Origin of the sequence: Microbacterium sp. ZOR0019 (genome assembly GCF_000800925.1) — a bacterium.
Taxonomy (GTDB): domain Bacteria; phylum Actinomycetota; class Actinomycetes; order Actinomycetales; family Microbacteriaceae; genus Microbacterium; species Microbacterium aurugineum.
The window spans coordinates 1-21,552 of sequence record NZ_JRKC01000040.1; the positions used below are offsets into that span (position 1 = coordinate 1).

Here is a 21,552-nt window from a genome sequence, read left to right on the forward strand (position 1 = left end):
GCCTCGTGGTCATCGGCAGCCTCGTGGTCATCGGCAGCCTCGTGGTCATCGGCAGCCTCGTGGTCACCGTGACCCGAGGTTGCGGCCTCCGTGACGGACACGACCGGCGCCGGTGCGTCGAGACTGTGCGGGTCCTCCCCGTTCTCGGCGAGCTGCGTCCACTCGGTCGACCCCTCGACGCACTCCTGCACGACGGGGAACGCCAGAGTGTCGGGGGTGCTCTCGTCGAGCCCGACCGACATGCTCACCGCACCGCGGAGGTCGTTCGGCACCGGTGTGACAGCGGTGTAGGTCACCGCGCTGACGAGGCCGTCGTCCCCACGCTCCACCTCGATGTTCCAGTCGCCGTCCATCGTCGGCGCGACGGAGGCGAGACCCTCGGGCATCGTGATGCGCAGGGCGGTGGTCGGCGAATTCTCGCAGCCGTGCGAGAAGGAGAAGGTCAGGACGCCGTGGTCTCCGGCGACGAGTTCATCGGGGCTGACGCCCACATGGGCGCTCGCCATGGCGGGAACCGCGAGGGCGAGGAGCGCACCGCTGAGCAAGCCGGTGGTGGCGAGGACGGTGCGGCGCGTGCGAGAGGGGGTGTTGCGGGACATGGTGTATCTCCTGGTGCTCGATGTGCGGGCGCGCCGGACGGCGCGAATCCGCGAAAGGGTGAGGCCGCTCGGGAACGAGCAGCGGACTCCGTGCAACCGATCGGTGCGGATCAGTCGCGGATGAGCGCGGGTGGACCCCGTCGCGTCACGGCGGCCGCGAAAGCGACTTCGAGGACAGGAAGATCGAGGGAACGCAGTCCGTGCGGCCTGCGGTGGTAGGTCGGGGTGGTCGTGACGGAACGCCGGAGAAGGGCCTCGACCCAACGGGCCACCGCTCGCACGACCGCTTCGCCGTGCCAGATCAGGAGCATGGTGAGGATGGCGGCGACGACATGGGCGACGAGCATGGGGGCACCGGCGGCCGATGCGGACGGTGTGGAGGCGAGCAGCGCGAGATCGAGGTGGTGCGTGTGGCCGAGCCCGCCGGGGGATGATGTCGCGACCGGGGAGCCCAGCACCTGGAACAGCACGTGGAAGGCCGCCTGCGCGAGAAGGACGGTGACCGCGACCCGGCCACGCGAGGGGCGGGCACCGATGAGCAGTGCGGAAAGCGGCGTGACGAGTGTGGCGACTGCGAGGATCAGCAGCGGATGAGGGGCGGAACCTCCGCCGAGCGTGTGGGAGACACCGGCGAGCAGCGTCGCGATGGAGGAGACGGCGGCGGCGCGTACGAGTCGCAGCTGCCGGGCATTCACGCTCACAGCCTAGTCGGGACGAGCGTGCCGGGCGGATTCCTAGCTCGGGGCAGTAGCGTTGGCACGTGGAATTCCTGCTCTATCTGGGCGGCATCCTCTTCATGCTGATCGGCCTCGGCCTGTCGATCGGCCTGCATGAGGTCGGCCATCTCGTCCCCGCGAAGCTCTTCGGCGTGCGCGTCGGCCAGTACATGATCGGCTTCGGGCCGCGTCTGTGGTCGAAGCGGATCGGGGAGACCGAGTACGGGTTCAAGGCGCTGCCGCTCGGTGGCTTCATCTCGATGTCCGGGATGTACCCGCCGTCGAAGAGCACCGGTCCCGCATCCGGTGTGTTCCGGTCACTGATCCAGGACGCGCGCTCCGCCAACGACGAGACCATCGCGGAAGGCGCAGAGGACCGAGTCTTCTACCGTCTGCCCGTGTGGAAGCGTGTCATCGTGATGTTCGGCGGCCCGCTGATGAACCTGATCCTGGCGACCGTCATCTTCACGGTGCTGGTCTCCGGTATCGGCGTCCAACAGGGCACGACGACGATCGCTTCGGTCACCGAGTGCGTCGTCCCCGCAGGATCCACCCAGACCGAGTGCACCGCGGACGACCCGAAGTCGCCCGCTGCGGAAGCCGGGATCAAGCCGGGGGACGTGCTCGTCTCCGTCGACGGCCAGCCGGTGTCGGACTTCGCGGAGGCGACGGCGATCGTGCAGGCGGCGCCCGGTGAGACGCTCGACCTGGTGGTCCTGCGAGACGGCACCGAGCAGAGCCTGAGCATCACCCCGGTGGCCGCCGAGCGCACGATCACGGATGCCTCGGGCCAGCCCATCTTGGACGACGCCGGTGATCCCGTCGTCAAGGAGGTCGGCTATGTCGGCATGGGATCGCAGATGGGATACGTGCAGCAGCCGCTGAGTGCGGGACCGCAGATGGCGGCCGAGAACGTCGCCAGGGTCGGCTCGTTGCTCGTCACGCTCCCCGTGCGTCTCTGGGACATCGGCGTCTCCCTGGTGACCGGGGGTGAGCGGGATCCGAACGGCCCCCTGAGCGTGGTCGGTGTCGGGCGCCTGGCGGGTGAGGTCGCGGCGACGGATGCCCCCGTCCTCAATCGCTTCGCGATCCTGCTCGGACTGTTCGGTTCGCTCAACGTCGCCCTGTTCGTGTTCAACCTGATCCCGTTGCTCCCGCTCGACGGAGGGCACATCGTGGTCGCCTTGTGGGATGGGATCAAGCGGGCCTGGGCGAAGCTCTTCCGGCGGCCCCCTCCTGCACCGGTCGACGCGACCAAGCTGGTGCCGCTGACCGTGGTGGTCGCGGTCCTGCTGATCGCGATGGGCGCACTGCTCCTGATCGCCGATCTCTTCAATCCGGTGAATCTTCTCGGTTGACACCGAGATGATCGTCGACGGCGGTGCTGAGTCGCAGCCGGTTCGAGCGGCGACCGCATCGGAATCCGACTGGGCGTCCGCTCAGCTGAGGGCGTGGGAGACGAGGCGTTCGAGGGTGTGGATGCCGTCGCGCGACAGGATCGATTCGAGATGTCCCTGCACCGAGGCGAAGTGTGCGCCGCGCAGGGCGTACACGTCGCCCGACGCGTCGTCTGCGGACACCTCGGCCGATGCGACGGTCGTCGTCCCCGGTGCCACTCGCGCCGTGAACGTGTTGTAGAAGCCGATCGATGCGTCCTCTCCGAACACCGGGACCGCCTTCTGCAGGCCTTGGTGCGGCGCAGCGAGCGGCGTCAGCGCGATACCCAGCCGGTCGGCGAGGATCTGATGGCTGAGGCAGACCGCGAGCAGCGGAGCTTCGGCCTCGAGGCGGCGTCCCACGATCTCGCGCATCCGCGAGATGCGAGCGCTCGTGGCGTCCCGCGGGTCGCCGGGGCCGGGGCCGGCGACGACGAGGTCCGCGGCGTCGATGTCGGCGTCCGTCATCTCGTCCCACGGCGCGATCGTCACGGCGAGACCGAGGTGTCGCAATTGGTGGGCGAGCATCGTCGTGAAACGATCCTCGGCGTCCACGACGACAGCCGTGTGCCCCGCGAACGGTCCGGTGAAGTCCTCGCCCTGCGGGTTGAGCCAGAATTCAGCCAGGCGTGCGTTGCGCGAAGACAGCAGTGCGGCGATCGCCGGGTCGTCGGCGAGGGCGCGTTCCCCACCCGGCGCATCGGCATCGCTCCGGGCCTCCGCCACACGATCGCGATCGATCGCACCGATCGCGCCGAGCACGCCGGCCGCCTTGCCGTGCGTCTCCGACACCTCGCCCAGAGGATCGGAGTGGCGGACCAGCGTCGCACCGACGGGAACGCGCAGCGTGCCGTCCTGGAGGTACACGGTGCGGATGAGGATGGGGGCATCCAGGTCATGTCCACCGTCCGCGTTCGGGGTGAACAGTGCGGCCACGCCGGAGTAGTAGCCTCGCGGCTGGCGCTCATGACGGCGGATCACAGCGCAGGCGTTCTGCATGGGTGAGCCGGTGACGGTCGGTGCGAACATCGTCTCCCGCAGGATGTCGCGCGGGTCGAGGGCACTGCGTCCGCGAAGCATGTACTCGGTGTGCGTGAGCCGCGACATCTCCTTGAGGTGCGGGCCGGTGATGCGCCCGCCGTCGGAGCAGACCGCGCTCATCATCTTGAGCTCCTCGTCCACGACCATGAACAGCTCCTCGGTCTCCTTGGTGGAGGCGAGGAAATCGATCAGCGTGTCCTTGGTCGCGCCCCCTGCGGGGTGGCGGAAGGTTCCGGAGATCGGGTTCATCGTGACGACGCCCTCACGCGCGACGACGTGTGCTTCCGGGCTCGCGCCGACGGCGATGTGCCCCGGCGTGAAGACGGCGAACGTCCAGTACGCGCCGCGCTCATGCGTGAGCAGGGCGCGGAACCAGGTGAGCGCCGCGGTGCGGTCGTCGACATCGATGTTCGCGGTGAAGTCGCGGCGGATCACGAAGTTCGCGCCTTCGCCGCGCCCGATCTCGTCTGCGATGACCTTCTCCACGATGGCCGCATACTCGTCGTCCGCGATGTCGAAGCCGTCGTCGCGGAGAGGCACCGGGGTGTTCGGGAGCTGCTCGAGGAGAGCAGGAGTCGGAAGGTGGAGGTGCTCGTCGACGATCACGCACCGCAGCGGTGCGCCGTCGTCCTGTGCGACGAAACCACGCTCGCGCACCTGACGGTAGGGGACCAGGGCGAAGATCTCGCGCGGGGTGCCGTCGAGCATGAGCGGGATGTCGGCGAGCAGGTCGACATCGACCACGTCGCCGCTGAGCAGCTCGACGGTGTCGGCACCGTCGCGGGCGATCAGCACGAAGGATGCCGTCGGGTCGGCGCTGAGCTCGGCGAGTCGTGAGAGGGTCATCGATGTCTCCTGTGCAGTGCTCCGGCTCGGCGCAACGAAAAGACCGCCCCGGAGGCGGTCTGGATTCGTGGGAACGCGAACACACCGCCTAGAAGGCGGGCCACCAGGTGAAGTTCGCGAGCATGGGCCTGAAACTACCACATCGCCCGTGCCCGTCTGAGCGGCAGGGCCTCACCAGAGACTGCCGCCCGGCTGGGTCACCTCGGCATCGAGGGCGTGATCGACGACGAGGCGAACGGCGCGTGCGAGATCCTTGTCGGCGAGGTGCGCTGCACCGACCGGTGCGGTGCTGGTGGACCAGGGCAGATGCACGAATCCGGCTCGCGCGTCCGCCCGAACAGCGCCGAGGGCTGTGTAGAGCACGTGATTGCAGACATAGGTCCCCGCCGACAGCGAGAGGTGCGCAGGCAACCCCTCCTCGGTCAGCACCTGGAACAGACGCTTGGTCGGGAGGCTGGCGAAACGAGCGGCGGGGCCGCCGATCTCGCTCGGAGCATCGAACGGCTGCGCGCCGTCGTTGTCGCGGATCCGTGCGTCGATCAGGTTCACGCCGATGCGTTCGACGGCGATCCGCTGGCTGCCTCCGGCGAGCCCGGTGGCGATCACGGCATCGGGGGAGTGCGTCGCGATCAGGTCGCGAAGGCGGAGCGCCGAGGCGTCGAAGGCGACGGGCAGCGTCGCGATGACGAGATCGTGCGGGCCGTCGTAGTCTGCCGCCACCGCGCGGACGGCGTCCGCCGAGGGGTTGCGGGCGGCGCCGTCGAAGGGCTCGAAACCGGTGAGGAGGATGACCGCCATGCGACCAGCGTAGGTGCGTCCGTCCAGCCCTCTCGCATCCGGGCGGCGTAGGCTGGTGGGGTGCCAGCAGTGAACCTCGGAATGCCGAAGATCCCCGAAGTCCTCGCCCCGCGCCGGAAGTCGCGGCAGATCAAAGTGGGCAAGGTGCTCGTGGGCGGCGATGCTCCCGTCAGTGTGCAGTCGATGACGACCACGAAGACCACCGACATCAACGGGACCCTTCAGCAGATCGCCGAGCTCACGGCGTCCGGTTGCGAGATCGTGCGCGTCGCCGTGCCGCATCAGGACGATGCCGACGCGCTCAAGATCATCGCGATGAAGAGCCAGATCCCCGTGATCGCCGACATCCACTTCCAGCCGCGCTACATCTACACGGCCATCGATGCGGGGTGCGGGGCCGTCCGTGTCAATCCCGGCAACATCCGGGAGTTCGACGGCAACGTCGGCAAGATCGCCGAGGCAGCCAAGGCCGCCGGCGTCTCGCTGCGCATCGGCGTCAATGCCGGATCGTTGGACCGTCGCATCCTCACCAAGTACGGCAAGGCGACGGCCGAGGCTCTGGTCGAGAGCGCCGTCTGGGAGGCGTCGCTGTTCGAGGAGCACGACTTCCACGACTTCAAGATCTCCGTCAAGCACAACGATCCCATCGTCATGGTCAAGGCCTACCGTCAGCTCGCCGAGCGCGGCGACTGGCCCTTGCACCTCGGGGTGACCGAGGCGGGGCCGGCGTTCCAGGGCACGATCAAGAGCGCCACGGCATTCGGCATCCTGCTCGGCGAGGGGATCGGCGACACCATTCGCGTCTCTCTCTCGGCGCCGCCGGCGGAAGAGGTGAAGGTCGGGCACCAGATCCTGCAGTCGCTCAACCTCCGTGAACGCAAGCTCGAGATCGTCTCGTGCCCGTCGTGCGGACGCGCTCAGGTCGACGTCTACACACTCGCCGAGAATGTCACCGAGGGGCTCAAGGACATGACGGTGCCGTTGCGCGTCGCCGTCATGGGCTGTGTCGTCAACGGTCCGGGCGAGGCCCGTGAGGCCGACCTCGGCGTGGCATCGGGCAACGGCAAGGGGCAGATCTTCGTCAAGGGCGAGGTCATCAAGACCGTGCCGGAGGCGGAGATCGTCGCGACCCTGATCGAAGAGGCCACCCGGATCGCCGCCGAGATGGGCCCGGAAGCGCCCCTCGGCACCGCACAGGTCGTCACCGCCTGAGTCCCGAGGAGCACGAACATGTCCGAAGCCGCTCTTCCCGCCCCCGTTCAGGCGATGGTCGATGCGATCGGGATCTTCGTGATCGAGGGCGACAAGCTGGCCAGCTTCACCATCCCGCCGTCGCACTGACCCCGCCGCCACAGGCCGCCGACCGCACTCCGGCAGCACCGTCGAATCCGAGGAGATCCATGTCGACGCCCACCATCGTGACCTTCGCCGAAGGCGCTGTAGACGGTGACGGCGTCGTCACCCGCATCGAGCAGGGCTCGCACGGAACGGTGGTCGTGGTCGACGCGACTCCTTTCCACCCCGTCGACCACACCTGGCCGGATCAGCCGGGCGACAGCGGAACGATCACGTCGGGCGGGCGGGTTCTCCCGGTCGCGGAGGCCGTGATGGCCGCTGCCTCCGCGGAGGGCGCCTTCGCCGTGGGCAGCGACATCCCCGTCAAGCGTGGCGCGGAGGGGTGGACGTGGCTGGTCGGGCACCGCATCGATGCCGAGGTGCCCGACGGGCTGGCGGAGGGCACCCGCGTCCGCCTTTCCGTCGACGAGACGCGCAGAGCCGGACTCAGTCGTGGTCACACGGCCTGCCACCTGGCCTCCCTCGCGCTCGACCTCGCCGTCTCCGACCTGTGGCGGAAGGACCCGGGAACGGATGCGCTCGGGAATCCCGACTTCGAAGGCCGCGCGAACCAGTCCAGCCGTATCCACGAGAACGGCGCCGTCGACGAGTACCGTCTCGGCAAGAGCTTGCGCAGAGCTGGATTCGACACCGAGACCTTCGCCGCGACACTCGCCGATCGTGAGGAGCAGATCAACAGCCGGCTCGCCGCGTGGGTGGCGTCGGGCGCAGCCAGCTTCATCCGGACGGAGGGGCCCACGATCGTCGACCGCCGGCGGTGGCACTGCGACCTGCCGCAGGGCCACGCGGCGATCCTCTGCGGCGGCACCCATGTCGACAGTCTCACGGAGTTCTCCGCGATTGTGGTCGAGCTCGATCTGAGCGACCCGCAGCTCCTGGTGATGACCACGACCGCGACCCCGGCGGTCTGACCTCAGCGGACGAATCCCGCCTGAACGCGGCCACCCGCTTGCCGCAGTTCGATCTCGACCTGTGCGGCGAAGCGCGCGATGTCTCCGGCGAGCAGCGGGTTGCCCAGGAGGTCGGCCCGCTCGGGGCTCAGGGAACGCAGTCGACGGGGAAGCCATTTCCCCGTCGCGACCCAGTGGCCCTCGGACAGGAGCATCAATTCTGCGATGCGTTCGAACAGCAGGTTCGCCACGACCCGTTGTTCCAGGGGATCCTCCGCGTCGTGGAGGTCATCGAGGAGGTCGGTGATCACGTAACGACGGAAGGCGGACTCTTCAGCGGTGAGTGTCGGCCCCGCGGCCAGGAGTCTGCTCCAGTGCGCACGGAACTCATCCAGCGACCCGTCATCCCGGATCGGCACTCCTTCCATGAGCATGTGGACGATGACGGGGCGGTGGTTGTCGAGCCCGCGATCCGCCCACTCGGCGAAGCCGTCCGGAGTGTAGGCGAACACCTCGAAGATCTCTCCTTCGAACTCGTGGGTGGCCGCCTCGCTCGACTGCGTCGGGTCGTCGAAGAGCGGATCGCCGATGAGGAGGAGATCGGTGTCGCTGGTTGCCGTGCGCTCCTTACGTGCTGTGCTCCCGGCGACGATCGCGATCCGCGCGCGGGGGTAGGGTCCGGCGATGAACCGCTCGGCGCGTTCGGCATGATCCATGCCGTCAGAGTATCCCCGATGTCGTTCGCTCCTCGCGGCCTCGCCTCGGCGAGCGGTCACCAGATCGCGCGGAGGACCCGCTGCGTGTCTGCGAGCGTGAGGCCCTCCGCCCGGGCGACGGCGGCGAGCGCGTGGGCGGCGTCGGCGATGCCGCCCGCGACGGGGCTGGCCGTATCGCTCACCCGCGTGCCGGAGCCGATGCGCGAGGTCGCGAGCCCGTCTTCCTCGAGCAGGCGATACGCCTTCGCCACGGTTCCGGGGGCGATCGACAGGTCCGAGGCGAGTTGACGCACGGACGGAAGGCGGTCACCGGCCAGGAGCCGACCGGTCGTGATCAACCCCCGGATCTGATCGTGGACCTGTTCTGCAGGCGACTCTCCGGTATCACGGCGGATCGTGATGATCATGACGTGCGCACCCGACTCGGTGTCCGCGCGCCCATCGGTACACCGCTGAGGGCGGTGAGCAGCCAGAGCGCGATTCCCGCCGTGGTCGAGAGGGCCCACGCCACGAACAGTGCGGGCTCCATCGCGGCGAACGGGGTGCCGAGGGAGACCATGCCGAGGGGACCCGCCTGCACAGACAGCATTATCGACGCGGTGCCGCGGAGCGAATTGAATACGACGGCGAGGTGCAGCAAGACGGCCCCGCACGCGATCCGCGCGATGTTGGCGGCCCGTAGGCGCCGGTTCGCGGTGTCCCGCTCGATGTCGTGGCTCCACGCCGGACGCGGGATCAGGAGCCAGCCGATCGCGGTGGTGAGGAGGAGTAGGCCGAGCAGTGCCAGTGCCGGCAGCGAGTAGTGCCAGCCGTAGATCCCGGTGGAGGCCGACGTGGTTCCCGACGTTCCCAGGTTGATCGAGAACTGCGTGTACTGCCCCCGCTCATCCGTCTCCGACGCGGCCCCGGCGGCAAGAGCGAGAATGACGGCGACGGCGGCCAGGATCCCGAGGAGGATGGGCTGTCTCGGGCGGAGGAACGTCCGGACCGTACGCGGGACGAGCTGTGCCGAGGCGTCCATCTGCGTCGACCGTGAGGGGAGGCAGAGCAGGATCACGCTGACGATACCCAGTATCAGCGGAAGTGCCGTCCGGCTCCCGAGGTCCCACCAGAGCTGCGGGCCGAAGCCGAAATCGCCGGCGAGGGGAGCGAGGAACACGATCACCGGCACTCCACCCGCGATCGCGGTGAACACCGCGTCTCTGGTCGGGAGCCGTGGGGTTACGCGCAGGAGAGTCAGCCGGAGGGCGAGCGCGATCACTGCGCCGAGCACGCTGGGCCCCCAGATGAGAAGCAGGAAAAGGATCATCGTCGCCTCCGTCAGTGTGTCATCACGCTGATACATTATGTACCAGTGTGATGACACACTTCAAGGCTCGTTCAGACGGCGAACTCGACCTCGGCCGCGGCGATGTCCGCGTTGACGACCTGCAGGCGCACGATGTCTCCCGGCTTCACGTCCGCGGGAACGGGCGCTGTCGCCGTCACCGCGGGGTCGGCGATCTGCACGCTCGCGCGCTCACCGCGCAACTCGATGACCGTCGCCTCGATCGTCGTGCCGATCAACGGAACGAGCAGCGCGGCTTCGACGGTGTTGATCGTCGTCGAGTTCAGCCGCGACGCGCGCTGACCGGACTCCTGCATGAGAGCGGGGAGCTCGGGAAGCGACGCGCGGGCCCACTCCGGTACCGGAGCGCCACTCGATGCCGCAAGGCAGATGACGAGGCTCCAGCGGTCGACGAGTCGGCGCAGGGGAGCGGTCGCGTGCGCGTAGGGAGCGCCGATCGCGGCCTGCACCGTGTCCGTCGGGGGCGCTCCGTCGAAGACGACATAGCCTGCGCCGCGAAAAAGCGATGCTGCGGCTTCGAGCACCGGGAGGGTGACGGGGTCGGCGCGATCCAGCCGGCGCAGGTACTCCCCGTAGGTTCCTGACGTCCACGGTCGCCCGAGGGCCACCGTCTGGTGACGGAACGTGGTGAAGGCCGCGTCGTCGGGTTCCGGCATGGTGCGGAGGACACCGATCCCGGCGTCGAGCATGAGTGACGCCGCCGCCATCCCCGTCATGAGGGACAGTTGAGCGTTCCACTCCTCGACGGGGAGAGGGCTGCGGCGTTCGATCGAATACGCGCCGTCCGCACCCTGGACGACCTCCTCATCGGGGAGGTTGAGACTCGCCCCGCCTCGTGACCGTTCCTGTTCGAGGCGCCGCGCTCCGATCTCCGGCAGCAGAGCCGCGGGTCCGTCGTCGCCACGGTCCAACGCCTGCTGCGTGGTCATGTACTCGAGCTGGGCACGAGAGCGGATGAGTGCGCGTTCGAGGCGGAAGTCCTGCACCGAGGCCGCCTCGTCGAGGTCGAAGGTCCAGACCAGCGCAGGGCGGTCGACGTTCGCGAGCAGCGAGGCGCGATCCTCGCTCAGTGCTCGAGGATGCAGCGGGATCGACCCGTCCGCCGCGTACAGCGTCTGTCCGCGGCGTCGGGCCTCGGTGTCCACCGCTCCGCCCGGCACGACGAATCCCGGAACGTCGGCGATCGCATAGCGCACCGTGTAGCCGGTGCCCGCACGAGCCAGGTGGAACGCCTGGTCGAGGTCGCGGGAACCCGCCGGATCCAGCGTCGCGAACGGTACGTCCCGGAGGTCGAGCTCCGGGGCGGTCGCGGTGCTGGTCTCTGCTTCGGCGAGCGCCCCGGGCGGGAATTCGAGCGGCGCCTCCGAAGACTCCCGGAGCGCGGCCAGGGCGGACGCGAGCTCGCTCCGAGTGGCGGAGGAGGACACATGCGATCGGCGCTGCGGCATGGCTCCACACTATGCGGGCTCCCTCATCGATGCCGGATCCGCTGGAGCCGGCCCGACCGTCCGCGGGTCGCGTTACCGTGGTTACATGACCACTGCAGCCAAGGCCCAGACTCTTGTCGGACTCTATGACGCTCCGGAGATCCTCCGCGTCGTGAATGTGTGGGACGTCGTCTCCGCGAAGGCCGTCGCCGCGCTCCCGGAGACGAAGGCGCTCGCCACCGCGGGGCACGGCATCGCCGCCTCGTTCGGCTACGAGGACGGAGCCACGCCGCGAGAGGTGATGATCGACATGGTCGGGCGGATCGCTGCCGCTGTGCAGGTTCCCGTCACCGCCGACCTCGATGACGGCTACGGGGACGCGGGGGAGACCGCGCGTCTCGCCATCGCCGCCGGTGTCGTCGGTGCGAACGTCGAGGATCGGCTCAAGCCGCTCGACGAGTCCGTCGCCGCCGTCGAGGCGATCGTCAAGGCGGCAGAGGGCGAAGGAGTGCCCTTCGCCCTCAACGCGCGCACCGACGCCTTCGTCCGTGCCGGTGGGCGTTCCGTGAAGGAGAGCGTCGCCGATGCCATCCAGCGCGGTCGTGCCTACCTCGACGCCGGTGCGACGGCGGTCTTCGTCCCCGGCATCCTCGACATGAACGTCACCCGTCAGCTCGTCGAGGGCATCGGTGAGCGCAAGGTCAGCGTCATCGGTCTTCCGGGAGCGCTCGCCGCCTCGGAGTACGAGAAGCTCGGCGTCGCTCGCATCTCCTACGGTCCTCTTCCGCAGCGGGTCGCTCTCACCGCTCTGCAGGAACTCGCGGCCGACCTTTACGCCGGTGGGGTCGTCCCCGCGAACCTCCCCGCGCTCAACTGACGCGAGACGAGTGACCACGGCTCACTAGACTTGCTCCGTGGTCACTCGTCTTTCGAATTTCTTCCTCCGCACGCTCCGCGAAGACCCTGCAGGCGCAGAGGTCGCCAGCCACCGGCTGCTGATCCGGGCCGGGTACATCCGGCCGCAGGCCGCCGGGATCTTCGCGTGGCTGCCACTCGGTCTGCGCGTCAAGGCGAAGATCGAGTCCGTGGTGCGCGAGGAGATGGCCGCGGCCGGTGCGCAGGAAGTCCATTTCCCCGCACTGATGCCGCGTGAGGCGTATGAGGCGACCGGTCGCTGGGAGGAGTACGGCGACCTGCTCTTCCGACTCCAGGATCGCAAGGGGGGCGACTATCTCCTCGCGCCGACCCACGAGGAGGCGTTCACGCTGCTCGTGAAGGACCTGTACTCGTCGTACAAGGACCTCCCGCTCACGATCTACCAGATCCAGGACAAGTACCGTGACGAGGCGCGTCCGCGGGCCGGCCTGCTCCGTGGCCGCGAGTTCACGATGAAGGACGCCTACTCGTTCGATTCCTCCGACGAGGGTCTGGACGTCAGCTACCAGGCGCAGCGTGATGCTTACGAGCGGATCTTCCAGCGCCTCGGTCTCGAGTACGCCATCGTTCAGGCGGATGCCGGCGCGATGGGGGGCTCCCGAAGTGAGGAGTTCCTGCACCCGACGCCGGTCGGAGAGGACACGTTCGTGCGCAGCGCGGGCGGATACGCCGCCAACGTCGAGGCGTTCACGACCGCGGTGCCCGAAGCGATCGAATTCGACCCGGACGCAGAGCCGGTCATCTTCGACTCACCCGACACCCCGACCATCGAGACGCTGGTGTCGCACAGCAACCGCGAGCTCGACGGCGACTACACGGCGGCGGACACCCTCAAGAACGTGGTTCTGGCTCTCACGCATCTCGACGGGACCCGTGAGCTGGTCGTCGTGGGCATCCCCGGCGACCGCGACGTCGACGAGAAGCGTGCGGAGGTGGCGTTCGCTCCCGCTGAGGTCGAGACCGCCACGGCCGACGACTTCGAGAAGAACCCGCTGCTCGTGCGGGGCTACATCGGCCCGTGGTCACCCACCGGCGCCGTGTTGGGCGAGCAGTCCGCGACCGGCATCCGCTACCTCGTCGACCCGCGTGTGAGCGAGGGGACGACCTGGATCACCGGGGCGAACATCGACCAGAAGCACGCCCACTCCGTCGTGGCCGGACGAGACTTCGCCGCCGACGGCATCGTCGAGATCGCGAACGTGCGTGCCGGAGACCCGGCTCCCGACGGATCCGGCCCCGTCGAGCTCGCGCGCGGCATGGAGATCGGTCATGTGTTCCAGCTCGGCCGCAAGTACGCCGAGGCGCTGGGCCTGAAGGTGCTGAACGAGAACGGCAAGCTCGTCACCGTCACGATGGGCTCCTACGGAATCGGTGTGACCCGCATCCTGGCGATCATCGCCGAGCTCAACAACGACGACAAGGGTCTCATCTGGCCGGCCTCGATCGCACCGTTCGACGTGCAGGTCGTCGCAGCCGGTCGTGACCAGGTCGCGTTCGACGTCGCTGAGGGCCTCTCCGCTCAGCTCGAGACCGCCGGGTTCGACGTGCTCTACGACGACCGCCCCAAGGTGTCGCCGGGAGTGAAGTTCGGCGACGCCGAGCTCGTCGGCGTGCCGAAGATCGTGATCGTCGGACGCGGCGCGGCCGAGGGGCAGGTCGAGCTGTGGGACCGTGCGACCGGTGCCCGCGACGCCATCTCGGTCGACGAGGTCGTCGAGCGTCTCGCTCACCGCTGAGTCAGCACGGCCTCGGCCTCGGCGTCGGCGTCGGCGTCGGATTGCGGGGGAGTCGGGCGAAAGCGGCGTCCGCAGGCTCGGCCTCAGCGCTCCAGAGCGCAGTCGAGTGCTGTGCGCGCGTAGGAGAGGATGTTCTCGCGGTAGGTCTCCGCGCCCGATTCCAACCCGATCAGTGGGTAGAGGTCGTAGGCGTCCTCGAGAGCGACGATGTTCTGTGAGATGACGGTGAGGTCTGCGGTCGGTCGGAACACGCCGAGCGCGGCCCCGATCTCGATCGTCGAGCGGTAGAGATCCACCTGACGCGTCACGATCGAGCGGTGCAGCGGGCGGTACTCGGGCTGTTCGCGCAGGAGCGGGATGCTCTCATAGGCCATCCGCAGATGGTCGCTGATCTCGTCTGGAACGCCGGCGACGATCAGGGACACCAGCCGTCTCGCAGGGTCCGTCTCGCGCTCGGCGATGGTGCGACGCTTCTCGTACATTTCCTCGAGCACACCCTCGACGGTCGCGTACATGAGTTCGTCGAAGCTCGGGAAGTAGTACAGGACGCTCCCGGTGCTCACCGATGCCTCGGCGGCCACCGCCCGGACATTCGTGCCCCGGATGCCGCTGCGACCCGCGACACGTCTGGTCGCGGAGATCAGCTCCGCACGTCGGGCGGCATGCTTGCGCTGTTCGGCCACGTGTCCTCCTCGTGCCTGGCGCTACTCGTCGTCGGGAACGAGCGTGGTGAGTTCAGCATAGTGCTGAGGGCGTCGCTTCCTCAGGACGAGCCCCACGATCGCTCCGGCCAGGAACAGGATGGGCGTGGGGGCGAGGAGTACGAGATTGATCGGCCCGGTGAGTCCGGTCACGAGATCGAAGTTCATCGCGATGAGCGTGAACCCGACGAGCAGACCGAGCGCACCGAGAGCCGGGGCCACCAGCACCCGCCAGACGCTGTGTCCGCGGCGCCCACGGAGGAAGAAGCCGACGACGGCGATCGCGGCGACCGCCTGGGCGAACACGAGGCCGGCGACGCCGATCGAGTACACGGGCAGCGCGAAGCCGAGAAAAGGGTCCGCGCCACTGACGATCGTCGCGACGGTGGCGACGAGAGAGACGATCGAGATCACGAGGCTGGCATGGTGCGGCGCCTGCGTCGAAGGCTGGGTCTGCGCGAGCCAGGACGGCAGCAGACGCTCGCGGCCGAGGGAGAAGAGGTAGCGCGAGCTCGCGTTGTGGAAGGCGAGGAGACACGCGAAGAAGCTGGTCACGATGAGGACGCGCATCGTCACGGAAGCCCATTCGCCGAGGTAGGCGTCACCGGCGTGGAACACCATGTCTTGGAAGTCGTCCTGCATCGCGAGTTTCAGGACACCCTCCACGCCGAACGCCACGGTGAGCACCCAGAAGGTGAAGGCGTAGAACACTCCGAGGAATGCGATCGAGATATAGGTCGCCATCGGGACCGTGCGTGCGGGATCCTTCGCCTCCTCGGTGTAGATCGCCGTGCTCTCGAAGCCGAGATAGGCACCGAACCCGAAGACGAAGAGCGCGCCGCTGCCGGCAGCGAAGAAGACGTTCTCCGGCGCGAAGGAGGCGAAGGACACCGGCTCCGGCCCTCCCTGTGCCAGGACGGCGACGGCGAGGACGAGGAGGATGGCGACCTCTGCGGTGAGGAGTACTCCGAGAACCCTCGCGCCGACATCGATCTTGCGGTAGCCGAGGATGCCGACGATGACCAGGGCCAGCACGGCGTAGACCGTCCAGGGGAGGTCGATGCCGAAGAGGGCGGCGAAGGTCATCTCGCCGAAGAAGCCGACGAATCCGTAGAAGCAGATGCAGAGGGCCGTGTACGAGAAGATCGTGACGAACACGATCCCGATGCCGATCGGCTTTCCGAGTCCCCGCGCTCCGTAGACGTAGAACGCCCCGGTGTTCCGCACGTACCGGGACATCGCGGTGAACCCGACGGCGAAGAGCATCAGCACGACGCCGCTGGCGAGCATCGCACCGGGGCCGCCGATCCCCGCCAGGCGGAAGTCGGTGGCTGCCGCGCTCGCGACGACGGTGAGGGGGGCGGCCGCTGAGACGACGAAGAAGACGATGGCCCAGACGCCGAGCCGGCGTTGTGCGAGCGTTGTCGTCGTCGTGGGGACGGAAGAGGGATTCGACTGAGACATCTGTGGCTCCGGAATCTTCGCGGTTGAGTGGCGGGCACGTCGCGGTCGAGGCTTGACCTGAACATTGAGTAAAGAGGTAGCCTTCGGTTAAGTCAAGCAAATTCGAGGAATGTGATCTAATCTCTGAACATACGTTCATTTTGAATCGGAGGAGCGGATGAGTGCATCGTCGCAATCGGAATCGTCGACCGGTCCCACCAGGGCTCGTGACCTGGGCGTCCCCTTCGAGGGGCGGTCGGGGCTCGCGGGGGCCATCACGGACGTCCCGGGGGTGGCCGTCGGCTACCGGACGCTGATCGCAGGCGAAGGCCGCGGAGCCGTTCGTACAGGCGTCACGGCGATCCTGCCTCGAGGGCGATCGGGGGTCGGTGTGCCATGCGCTGCCGCGGTGCATTCCTTCAACGGCAACGGTGAACTCACCGGGCGATCGTGGATCGAGGAGTCCGGTTCACTCACGATGCCGATCGGGATCACGAGTTCGCACGCGGTCGGAGCCGTGCATGCCGGCATCGCCGCCTGGGTCGCCGAGAACGCCCCGCACGTCGCCGCACAGTGGATGCTCCCCGTGGTCGGGGAGACGTGGGACGGCTACCTCAATGACATCAACGGTGGCCACGTCAGCCCGGCCGATGCCCGAGCAGCGCTGGAAGCGGCATCGCCCGATGCTCCGGAGGAAGGGAACGTCGGCGGCGGTACCGGAATGAACTGCTACGGATTCAAAGGCGGCACGGGTACGGCGTCCAGGGTCGTGGCGTACGGCGGCGATGAGTACACCGTCGGCGTCCTCATCCAAGCGAACTTCGGCTCCCGGGAGGAGCTCCGCCTCGGCGGGATCGCTCTCGGCCTGCGCTCGTCGACGCCGAATCCCCTGGAGGAGGGGGACTGGCTCTCGCGGGAGAGGAATCGGCGTGCTCCAGGAGGGGCGGGGTCGGCGATCGTCGTCATCGCCACCGATGCGCCGCTGCTTCCCGGCCAGTGCGCCGCCTTGGCTCGCCGTGGTGTGCTCGGCCTGGGACGCAGCGGTACAGCGGGGAGCCACTTCTCGGGGGACATCGTGCTCGCGTTCTCCACAGCGAACGAAGGCGCATTGACTTCCGTGTTCCCCGACAGGGCGGACGCCGAGTACGAGACGCTGCGGATGATCCCGTGGGGGCGGATCGATCCGTTCCTCACCGCGGCGGTTCAGGCGGTCGATGAGGCCGTGTGGAACGCACTGGTGGCGGCACAGGACATGACGGGTCGGGATGGGCACGTGAGTCACGCGCTTCCGCATGCGGAGGTCCGCGCGGCGGTCTCCCAGATGAACGGTCTTTGACCAGCGGTGTGGCATACGGGCACGCTCGCATCTCCGCATGACACGCTGGGGGCATGAACGACGAACCTCTGCCGGAAGCGCTCAGTGCCGAGATCAACACCGTCCTCGACGACGCGGGCGTGCACGCCGATCGACGATTGGTGATGCGGATGCTGCGGACCGCGATCCTGCTGGGTGAGGACGGTGCCGACCGACTCGACCTGAAGATCGCCTCCGCGGCACTGGCGGAGATGCGCGACGCCTTCCGACTGTTCGCCCCGTTCCGCGGCGTGCCCAAGGTCACCGTCTTCGGTTCGGCGCGCACCAGGCAGGATGATCCGCTGTACCTGACCGCCCGCGATGTCGCCGCGGCACTGGCCGGTGATGGATGGATGGTCGTCACCGGCGCAGGTCCCGGGATCATGCAGGCAGCGTCCGAAGGGGCGGGGCCCGCGCTCTCGCTCGGTGTGTCGATCCGACTGCCCTTCGAGGAGAAGCCGAACGGCTTCGTCGCCGGTCAGGATCACGTGGTCGCGATGAAGTACTTCTTCACGCGCAAGCTGATGCTCATCAAGGAGTCGCTGGGATTCATCTGCCTCCCCGGCGGTTTCGGCACCCTCGACGAGATGTTCGAGCTGCTCACCCTCCAGCAGACCGGCAAGGCGGAGCCCACGCCCATCGTGCTCCTCGATCAGCCGGGCGGGACGTTCTGGCAGGGGCTGCGCAGCTTCATCGACGACCACCTCGCTCCGACCGGCGTCATCTCGGAGGGGGACTTCGACCGTGTCGTGATCACCGACTCCGTGGAGGAGGCGCGCGCGGAGATCACCGGCTTCTGGCACAACTACGACTCGCTGCGGTGGGTCGGCGACGCGCTGATCCTGCGCCTGCGGGAAGAGCCGACGGATGCCGAGATCGAAGCACTCAACGAGCAGTTCGCCACGATGCTGGCTTCGGGGCGTATCGAGAGGACGAATCCACGGCAGCCCGAGGTCGCCGACGACGACCGACTCGAACTGCCGCGACTGGCGCTCCACTTGGATCAACGCCAGGTCGGAAACCTGTTCCGGTTGATCGGGGCGATCAACGCCCTTCCTTCTGCTCCCGCGCGGTGATGCCGGCGGCGAACTCGCCGAGGTCGACGGTGCGGCCGAGGATCCGTTCCGCCGCTCGGTGCCCGGAGTAGAAGGCGGCGCCGACCGTCGCGGGTTCGTCGCCCCAGGTGGCCTCGCCCGCGAAATGCAGCACGTCATCCACCGGACCGGCCAGGGCATCGTGGTCGCGATGCGTCGATCCGACCGCGAGGTGCGAGTAGGAGCCGTTCGAGAACGCATCCGGCCCCCAGTGCGTGATCCAGTGGGCGCGAGGTTCGCCGACCGCGTCGCCGTACAGGCTTCGGAGGGCGCGCAGGACGTCAGCGACCACCTCCTCGTCCGGCAGCTCCTGCATGTGCCGCCCGAAGGGGCCGGCCGCGAAGGTCAGCAGCGTGGGCAGTCCGCTGACGGCGGAGACGTCGTACCAGGAGTGCCAGTGCTCCCCGGCCTCGCCCAGAGCACGGATGACGTAGCTCTCGTCGTTCCAGAAACGTGCGGGGAACTGCAGGAAGATCTTGTTGAAGACCCCCATGCCGAGCCGGTCGATCGGGCCCGCGACCGCGTCAGGCAACGCCGGTTCGAACTCGATCGTTCCCGCCTTCAGCACGCCGAGTGGCACGGTCACGATCACGCGGTCAGCGGTGTACTCGGTGTCGCCTGCCTGCACGACGACGCCGTCCGTCGAGCGGGTCACGCGTGAGACCGGCGTCTCGGTGCGGACATCGAGCCCGGCACCGATGCGCCGGGGGAGTTCGTCGTACCCGCGCGGGAAGATCACCTCGTCGCCCTCGATGGCATCCTCGTCGAGGCCGTGCGCATCCAGGTCGCCGATCCAGGCGCCGCATTGCTCCTCCACCCGGTGACGGAAGAACTCACGGATCTCGTCGATGCGCTCGGGCGAGAACCCGGAACGATCGAGGGCCCGCTCGGTGACGTCGAGGTAGGTGTCACCCGAGGAGGATGCCGCGATCTCCTCGACGAGCAGGTGATCGGCCTCATCGACATCCGCGATCCACCGGGCGGTGGCGGTGTCATCCATCGCCCGCCCCTCGCCGTCGAAGTTCTCCATCGGTCGCCCGCCGACCTGGAAGCTGCCCACCGTGTACTCGATGGTCGGGACACCGAGGGCCTGGACGAGGTCCCACAGGGGAGAGCCGTCGATCCCGTGGATCCATGACGCGCCGAGGTCGACGGGGAACCCCGCGCTCCGATCGGTGTGCATCCGTCCGCCGATGCGATCCCGTGCTTCGAGGACGACGACGCGCTGGCCGGCGTCTGCGAGCATGCGGGCGCTCGTCAGCCCCGACATGCCTGCACCGATGACGATGGTGTCGAATGCGCTCACGTGGTCCTCCTCGGGCCGGTCCGCTGCCGCCGTGGCAGGGGCCGGTCGGCACAGGGTATCGTGGTACGGATGTCGCGCGTGCGAACAGGCGCGACGAGAGCTGAATAGAGAGGCCGTCATGGACATCGAACTGAGTCTTCTGCGAGGGATCGAGAAGGAGAAGGCGATCCCCTTCGACGAACTCGTCGCGATCATCGAGCAGGCGATCCTGACCGCATACTCCAAGCACGTGTCCGAGGACGGTGTGACCCCCGAGGGCGTCCGCGTCGACCTGGACCGCAAGACCGGGCACGTCGCCGTCCTCCAGGTCGTCCGGGATGAGGAAGGCGCCGTCATCGGCGAGGAAGACGCCACCCCCGACGACTTCGGACGCATCGCGGCCTTCGCGGCGAAGCAGGTCATCAGCCAGCGTCTGCGGGACATCGCCGACGACGTGGTGCTCGGTGACTTCAAGGACAAGGAAGGCGACATCGTCGCCGGCGTGGTGCAGCAGGGTCCGAACCCGCGCATGATCCACATCGATCTCGGCGCCGTCGAAGCCATCCTGCCACCCGAGGAGCAGGTGCCGGGCGAGGAGTACACGCACGGGTCGCGCCTGCGTGTGTACGTCACGAGCGTCGCCAAGGGGCTCAAGGGTCCGCAGATCACGGTCTCGCGCACGCATCCAGGACTCGTGCGCAAGCTCTTCGCCCTCGAGGTTCCGGAGATCGCGGCCGGTCTCGTCGAGATCGTGGCTCTGGCCCGTGAAGCCGGACACCGCACCAAGATCGCGGTGAAGGCGAATGATCCGTCGATCAACGCCAAGGGGGCGTGCATCGGTGAACTCGGACGGCGCGTACGCGCGGTCACCGAGGAGCTCGCGGGGGAGAAGATCGACATCGTCGACTACGACGCCGACCTTCCGGTCTTCGTCGCCCATGCGCTCTCGCCGGCGAAGGTCACGAGCTCGTTCGTGCTCGACGCGGGAACCAAGGCCGTCCGTGCGCTGGTCCCCGACTATCAGCTGTCGCTCGCGATCGGCAAGGAGGGTCAGAACGCGCGTCTGGCCGCCAAGCTCACGGGTGCGAAGATCGACATCCAGCCGGACAGCATCCTCGACTGAACGGCTCCGGACTCCCGGCTCGCCCCGCGTACGGGCAGGGCGGGGCGAAACGCAGGTGTAAGATGGAACCCGTACGAACGTGCGTCGGTTGTCGCACGCGTGCTCCCCGCTCCGCCCTCCTCAGGGTGGTGTCCCAGAACGACACCCTCATCGTCGATGAGAGTGCTGTCCTGCCGGGGCGAGGCGCGTGGGTCCATCCGACACGCGAATGCATGGATGCCGCTCTGCGGCGCCGCGCATTCGGACGAGCACTGCGCGTGACCACTCAGCTGGACACGCGGAACTTCGAACAGCATCCACCAAGAAACAAAGGCTGAACAGCTATGGAAACAAAGTGAACGGCTCGAAATGAGACCCGTCCGCGACTAGTGGTCTGCCCTGTCTGGGTGGACCGACTCAGACAGGAGAATTGTGGCTGGTAAACCACGCGTACATGAGATCGCCGCCGAACTCGGCGTCGACAGCAAGGTCGCACTTGCAAAGCTCAAGGAACTCGGCGAGTTCGTGAAGAGCCCGTCTTCGACCATCGAACCGCCGGTGGCGCGCAAGCTGCGTGCGGCGATCGAGGCCGACGGTTCGCTCAAGGCTGCGGCTGACGCCGCTCCCGCCGCGAAGCCCGCTGCGGCGAAGCCCGCCGCCAAGCCCGGCGCCAAGCCCGGTGCCAAGCCGGCACCGACCCCGGGTCCCAAGCCCGGTCCCAAGCCTGC

At 68.1% G+C, this 21,552-nt stretch carries 21 protein-coding genes; 10 read left to right on the forward strand and 11 right to left on the reverse strand.

The genetic code is table 11. From position 1 onward, the window contains the following. The coding region (locus L978_RS09030; protein WP_047522572.1) for a YcnI family copper-binding membrane protein at positions 1–599 on the reverse strand (599 nt) is incomplete at its 3' end. 110 nt (positions 600–709) lie between these two features. After that, positions 710–1,294 carry a hypothetical protein gene (locus L978_RS09035; RefSeq protein ID WP_047522608.1) on the reverse strand — a complete coding sequence of 195 codons (585 nt, stop codon included), beginning with the start codon at positions 1,292–1,294 and terminating at the stop codon, positions 710–712. A 65-nt stretch (positions 1,295–1,359) separates the two neighbouring features. On the opposite strand from L978_RS09035, the gene L978_RS09040 reads away from it, so the two are divergent. Continuing rightward, complete coding sequence (locus tag L978_RS09040) at positions 1,360–2,673, forward strand: M50 family metallopeptidase (RefSeq protein WP_047522573.1); 1,314 nt, start codon at positions 1,360–1,362, stop codon at positions 2,671–2,673. A gap of 81 nt (positions 2,674–2,754) precedes the next feature. On the opposite strand, the gene L978_RS09045 is transcribed toward L978_RS09040, so the two are convergent. Next, positions 2,755–4,638, reverse strand: a complete 1,884-nt coding sequence (locus tag L978_RS09045) for a chorismate-binding protein (RefSeq protein ID WP_047522575.1) — start codon at positions 4,636–4,638, stop codon at positions 2,755–2,757. Between the two features lie 171 nt (positions 4,639–4,809). Next, a complete protein-coding gene (locus tag L978_RS09050; RefSeq protein ID WP_081996980.1) occupies positions 4,810–5,436 on the reverse strand; it encodes a pyroglutamyl-peptidase I family protein in 627 nt (208 codons plus the stop codon). 81 nt (positions 5,437–5,517) lie between these two features. Between L978_RS09050 and ispG the strand changes: the two genes are divergently transcribed. Together ispG and L978_RS09060 are read left to right on the forward strand one after the other, a co-directional pair. Continuing rightward, complete coding sequence (ispG, locus tag L978_RS09055; RefSeq protein WP_047522577.1) at positions 5,518–6,648, forward strand: flavodoxin-dependent (E)-4-hydroxy-3-methylbut-2-enyl-diphosphate synthase; 1,131 nt, start codon at positions 5,518–5,520, stop codon at positions 6,646–6,648. 188 nt (positions 6,649–6,836) lie between these two features. After that, complete coding sequence (locus L978_RS09060) at positions 6,837–7,703, forward strand: hypothetical protein (protein ID WP_047522579.1); 867 nt, start codon at positions 6,837–6,839, stop codon at positions 7,701–7,703. Between the two features lie 2 nt (positions 7,704–7,705). Here the strand turns inward: L978_RS09060 and L978_RS18350 are convergent, their stop codons facing one another. From L978_RS18350 to L978_RS09080, 4 genes are all read right to left on the reverse strand, one after another. Beyond that, positions 7,706–8,398, reverse strand: a complete 693-nt coding sequence (locus L978_RS18350) for a hypothetical protein (protein WP_052193475.1) — start codon at positions 8,396–8,398, stop codon at positions 7,706–7,708. 56 nt (positions 8,399–8,454) lie between these two features. Then, a complete protein-coding gene (locus L978_RS09070; protein ID WP_047522581.1) occupies positions 8,455–8,805 on the reverse strand; it encodes a GntR family transcriptional regulator in 351 nt (116 codons plus the stop codon). After that, on the reverse strand, positions 8,802–9,707 hold the full coding sequence (locus L978_RS09075) for a hypothetical protein (protein WP_156118263.1): 906 nt from the start codon (positions 9,705–9,707) through the stop codon (positions 8,802–8,804). The genes L978_RS09070 and L978_RS09075 overlap by 4 nt, the downstream gene beginning before the upstream one ends. Positions 9,708–9,778: 71 nt before the next feature. Next, positions 9,779–11,194 carry an RNB domain-containing ribonuclease gene (locus L978_RS09080; protein WP_047522585.1) on the reverse strand — a complete coding sequence of 472 codons (1,416 nt, stop codon included), beginning with the start codon at positions 11,192–11,194 and terminating at the stop codon, positions 9,779–9,781. 85 nt (positions 11,195–11,279) lie between these two features. Here L978_RS09080 and L978_RS09085 point away from each other — a divergent pair, with 85 nt between their 5' ends. After that, complete coding sequence (locus L978_RS09085; RefSeq protein ID WP_047522617.1) at positions 11,280–12,050, forward strand: isocitrate lyase/PEP mutase family protein; 771 nt, start codon at positions 11,280–11,282, stop codon at positions 12,048–12,050. 37 nt (positions 12,051–12,087) lie between these two features. Continuing rightward, the gene (locus tag L978_RS09090) at positions 12,088–13,845 is read left to right on the forward strand and encodes a proline--tRNA ligase (RefSeq protein ID WP_047522587.1); all 1,758 of its coding nucleotides are present in this window, start codon (positions 12,088–12,090) and stop codon (positions 13,843–13,845) included. Between the two features lie 83 nt (positions 13,846–13,928). Here the strand turns inward: L978_RS09090 and L978_RS09095 are convergent, their stop codons facing one another. Both L978_RS09095 and L978_RS09100 read right to left on the reverse strand, forming a co-directional pair. Then, the gene (locus L978_RS09095) at positions 13,929–14,528 is read right to left on the reverse strand and encodes a TetR/AcrR family transcriptional regulator (RefSeq protein ID WP_047522589.1); all 600 of its coding nucleotides are present in this window, start codon (positions 14,526–14,528) and stop codon (positions 13,929–13,931) included. 21 nt (positions 14,529–14,549) lie between these two features. Continuing rightward, positions 14,550–16,010 (reverse strand): APC family permease, encoded by a 1,461-nt coding sequence (locus L978_RS09100; RefSeq protein WP_047522591.1) that lies wholly within the window; start codon positions 16,008–16,010, stop codon positions 14,550–14,552. A gap of 157 nt (positions 16,011–16,167) precedes the next feature. Between L978_RS09100 and L978_RS09105 the strand changes: the two genes are divergently transcribed. Continuing rightward, the gene (locus L978_RS09105) at positions 16,168–17,325 is read left to right on the forward strand and encodes a DmpA family aminopeptidase (RefSeq protein WP_047522593.1); all 1,158 of its coding nucleotides are present in this window, start codon (positions 16,168–16,170) and stop codon (positions 17,323–17,325) included. 53 nt (positions 17,326–17,378) lie between these two features. Beyond that, entirely contained in the window at positions 17,379–18,419 is a 1,041-nt protein-coding gene (locus L978_RS09110) for a TIGR00730 family Rossman fold protein (RefSeq protein WP_047522595.1), read from the forward strand. On the opposite strand, the gene L978_RS09115 is transcribed toward L978_RS09110, so the two are convergent. Then, positions 18,388–19,743, reverse strand: a complete 1,356-nt coding sequence (locus L978_RS09115) for a flavin monoamine oxidase family protein (protein WP_047522601.1) — start codon at positions 19,741–19,743, stop codon at positions 18,388–18,390. The genes L978_RS09110 and L978_RS09115 overlap by 32 nt on opposite strands. 118 nt (positions 19,744–19,861) lie before the next feature. Between L978_RS09115 and nusA the strand changes: the two genes are divergently transcribed. From nusA to L978_RS09125, 3 genes are all read left to right on the forward strand, one after another. Beyond that, positions 19,862–20,845, forward strand: a complete 984-nt coding sequence (gene nusA, locus L978_RS09120; RefSeq protein WP_047522603.1) for a transcription termination factor NusA — start codon at positions 19,862–19,864, stop codon at positions 20,843–20,845. A 62-nt stretch (positions 20,846–20,907) separates the two neighbouring features. After that, positions 20,908–21,162, forward strand: a complete 255-nt coding sequence (locus tag L978_RS18555) for a YlxR family protein (protein WP_081996981.1) — start codon at positions 20,908–20,910, stop codon at positions 21,160–21,162. Between the two features lie 94 nt (positions 21,163–21,256). Beyond that, positions 21,257–21,552 (forward strand): translation initiation factor IF-2 N-terminal domain-containing protein (locus L978_RS09125; RefSeq protein WP_047522605.1); only part of this gene is annotated, 296 nt, incomplete at its 3' end.

Bases quoted from the DNA above. Each gene is read 5' to 3' on its own strand.
- L978_RS09060 (WP_047522579.1), top strand. From the start codon at position 6,837: ATGTCGACGCCCACCATCGTGACCTTCGCCGAAGGCGCTGTAGACGGT.
- L978_RS09085 (WP_047522617.1), top strand. From the start codon at position 11,280: ATGACCACTGCAGCCAAGGCCCAGACTCTTGTCGGACTCTATGACGCT.
- L978_RS18350 (WP_052193475.1), bottom strand. From the start codon at position 8,398: ATGGATCATGCCGAACGCGCCGAGCGGTTCATCGCCGGACCCTACCCC.
- L978_RS09045 (WP_047522575.1), bottom strand. From the start codon at position 4,638: ATGACCCTCTCACGACTCGCCGAGCTCAGCGCCGACCCGACGGCATCC.
- L978_RS09100 (WP_047522591.1), bottom strand. From the start codon at position 16,010: ATGTCTCAGTCGAATCCCTCTTCCGTCCCCACGACGACGACAACGCTC.
- L978_RS18555 (WP_081996981.1), top strand. From the start codon at position 20,908: ATGGAACCCGTACGAACGTGCGTCGGTTGTCGCACGCGTGCTCCCCGC.
- L978_RS09050 (WP_081996980.1), bottom strand. From the start codon at position 5,436: ATGGCGGTCATCCTCCTCACCGGTTTCGAGCCCTTCGACGGCGCCGCC.
- L978_RS09105 (WP_047522593.1), top strand. From the start codon at position 16,168: ATGAGTGCATCGTCGCAATCGGAATCGTCGACCGGTCCCACCAGGGCT.
- L978_RS09075 (WP_156118263.1), bottom strand. From the start codon at position 9,707: ATGATCCTTTTCCTGCTTCTCATCTGGGGGCCCAGCGTGCTCGGCGCA.
- L978_RS09110 (WP_047522595.1), top strand. From the start codon at position 17,379: ATGAACGACGAACCTCTGCCGGAAGCGCTCAGTGCCGAGATCAACACC.
- ispG (WP_047522577.1), top strand. From the start codon at position 5,518: ATGCCGAAGATCCCCGAAGTCCTCGCCCCGCGCCGGAAGTCGCGGCAG.
- nusA (WP_047522603.1), top strand. From the start codon at position 19,862: ATGGACATCGAACTGAGTCTTCTGCGAGGGATCGAGAAGGAGAAGGCG.
- L978_RS09070 (WP_047522581.1), bottom strand. From the start codon at position 8,805: ATGATCATCACGATCCGCCGTGATACCGGAGAGTCGCCTGCAGAACAG.
- L978_RS09080 (WP_047522585.1), bottom strand. From the start codon at position 11,194: ATGCCGCAGCGCCGATCGCATGTGTCCTCCTCCGCCACTCGGAGCGAG.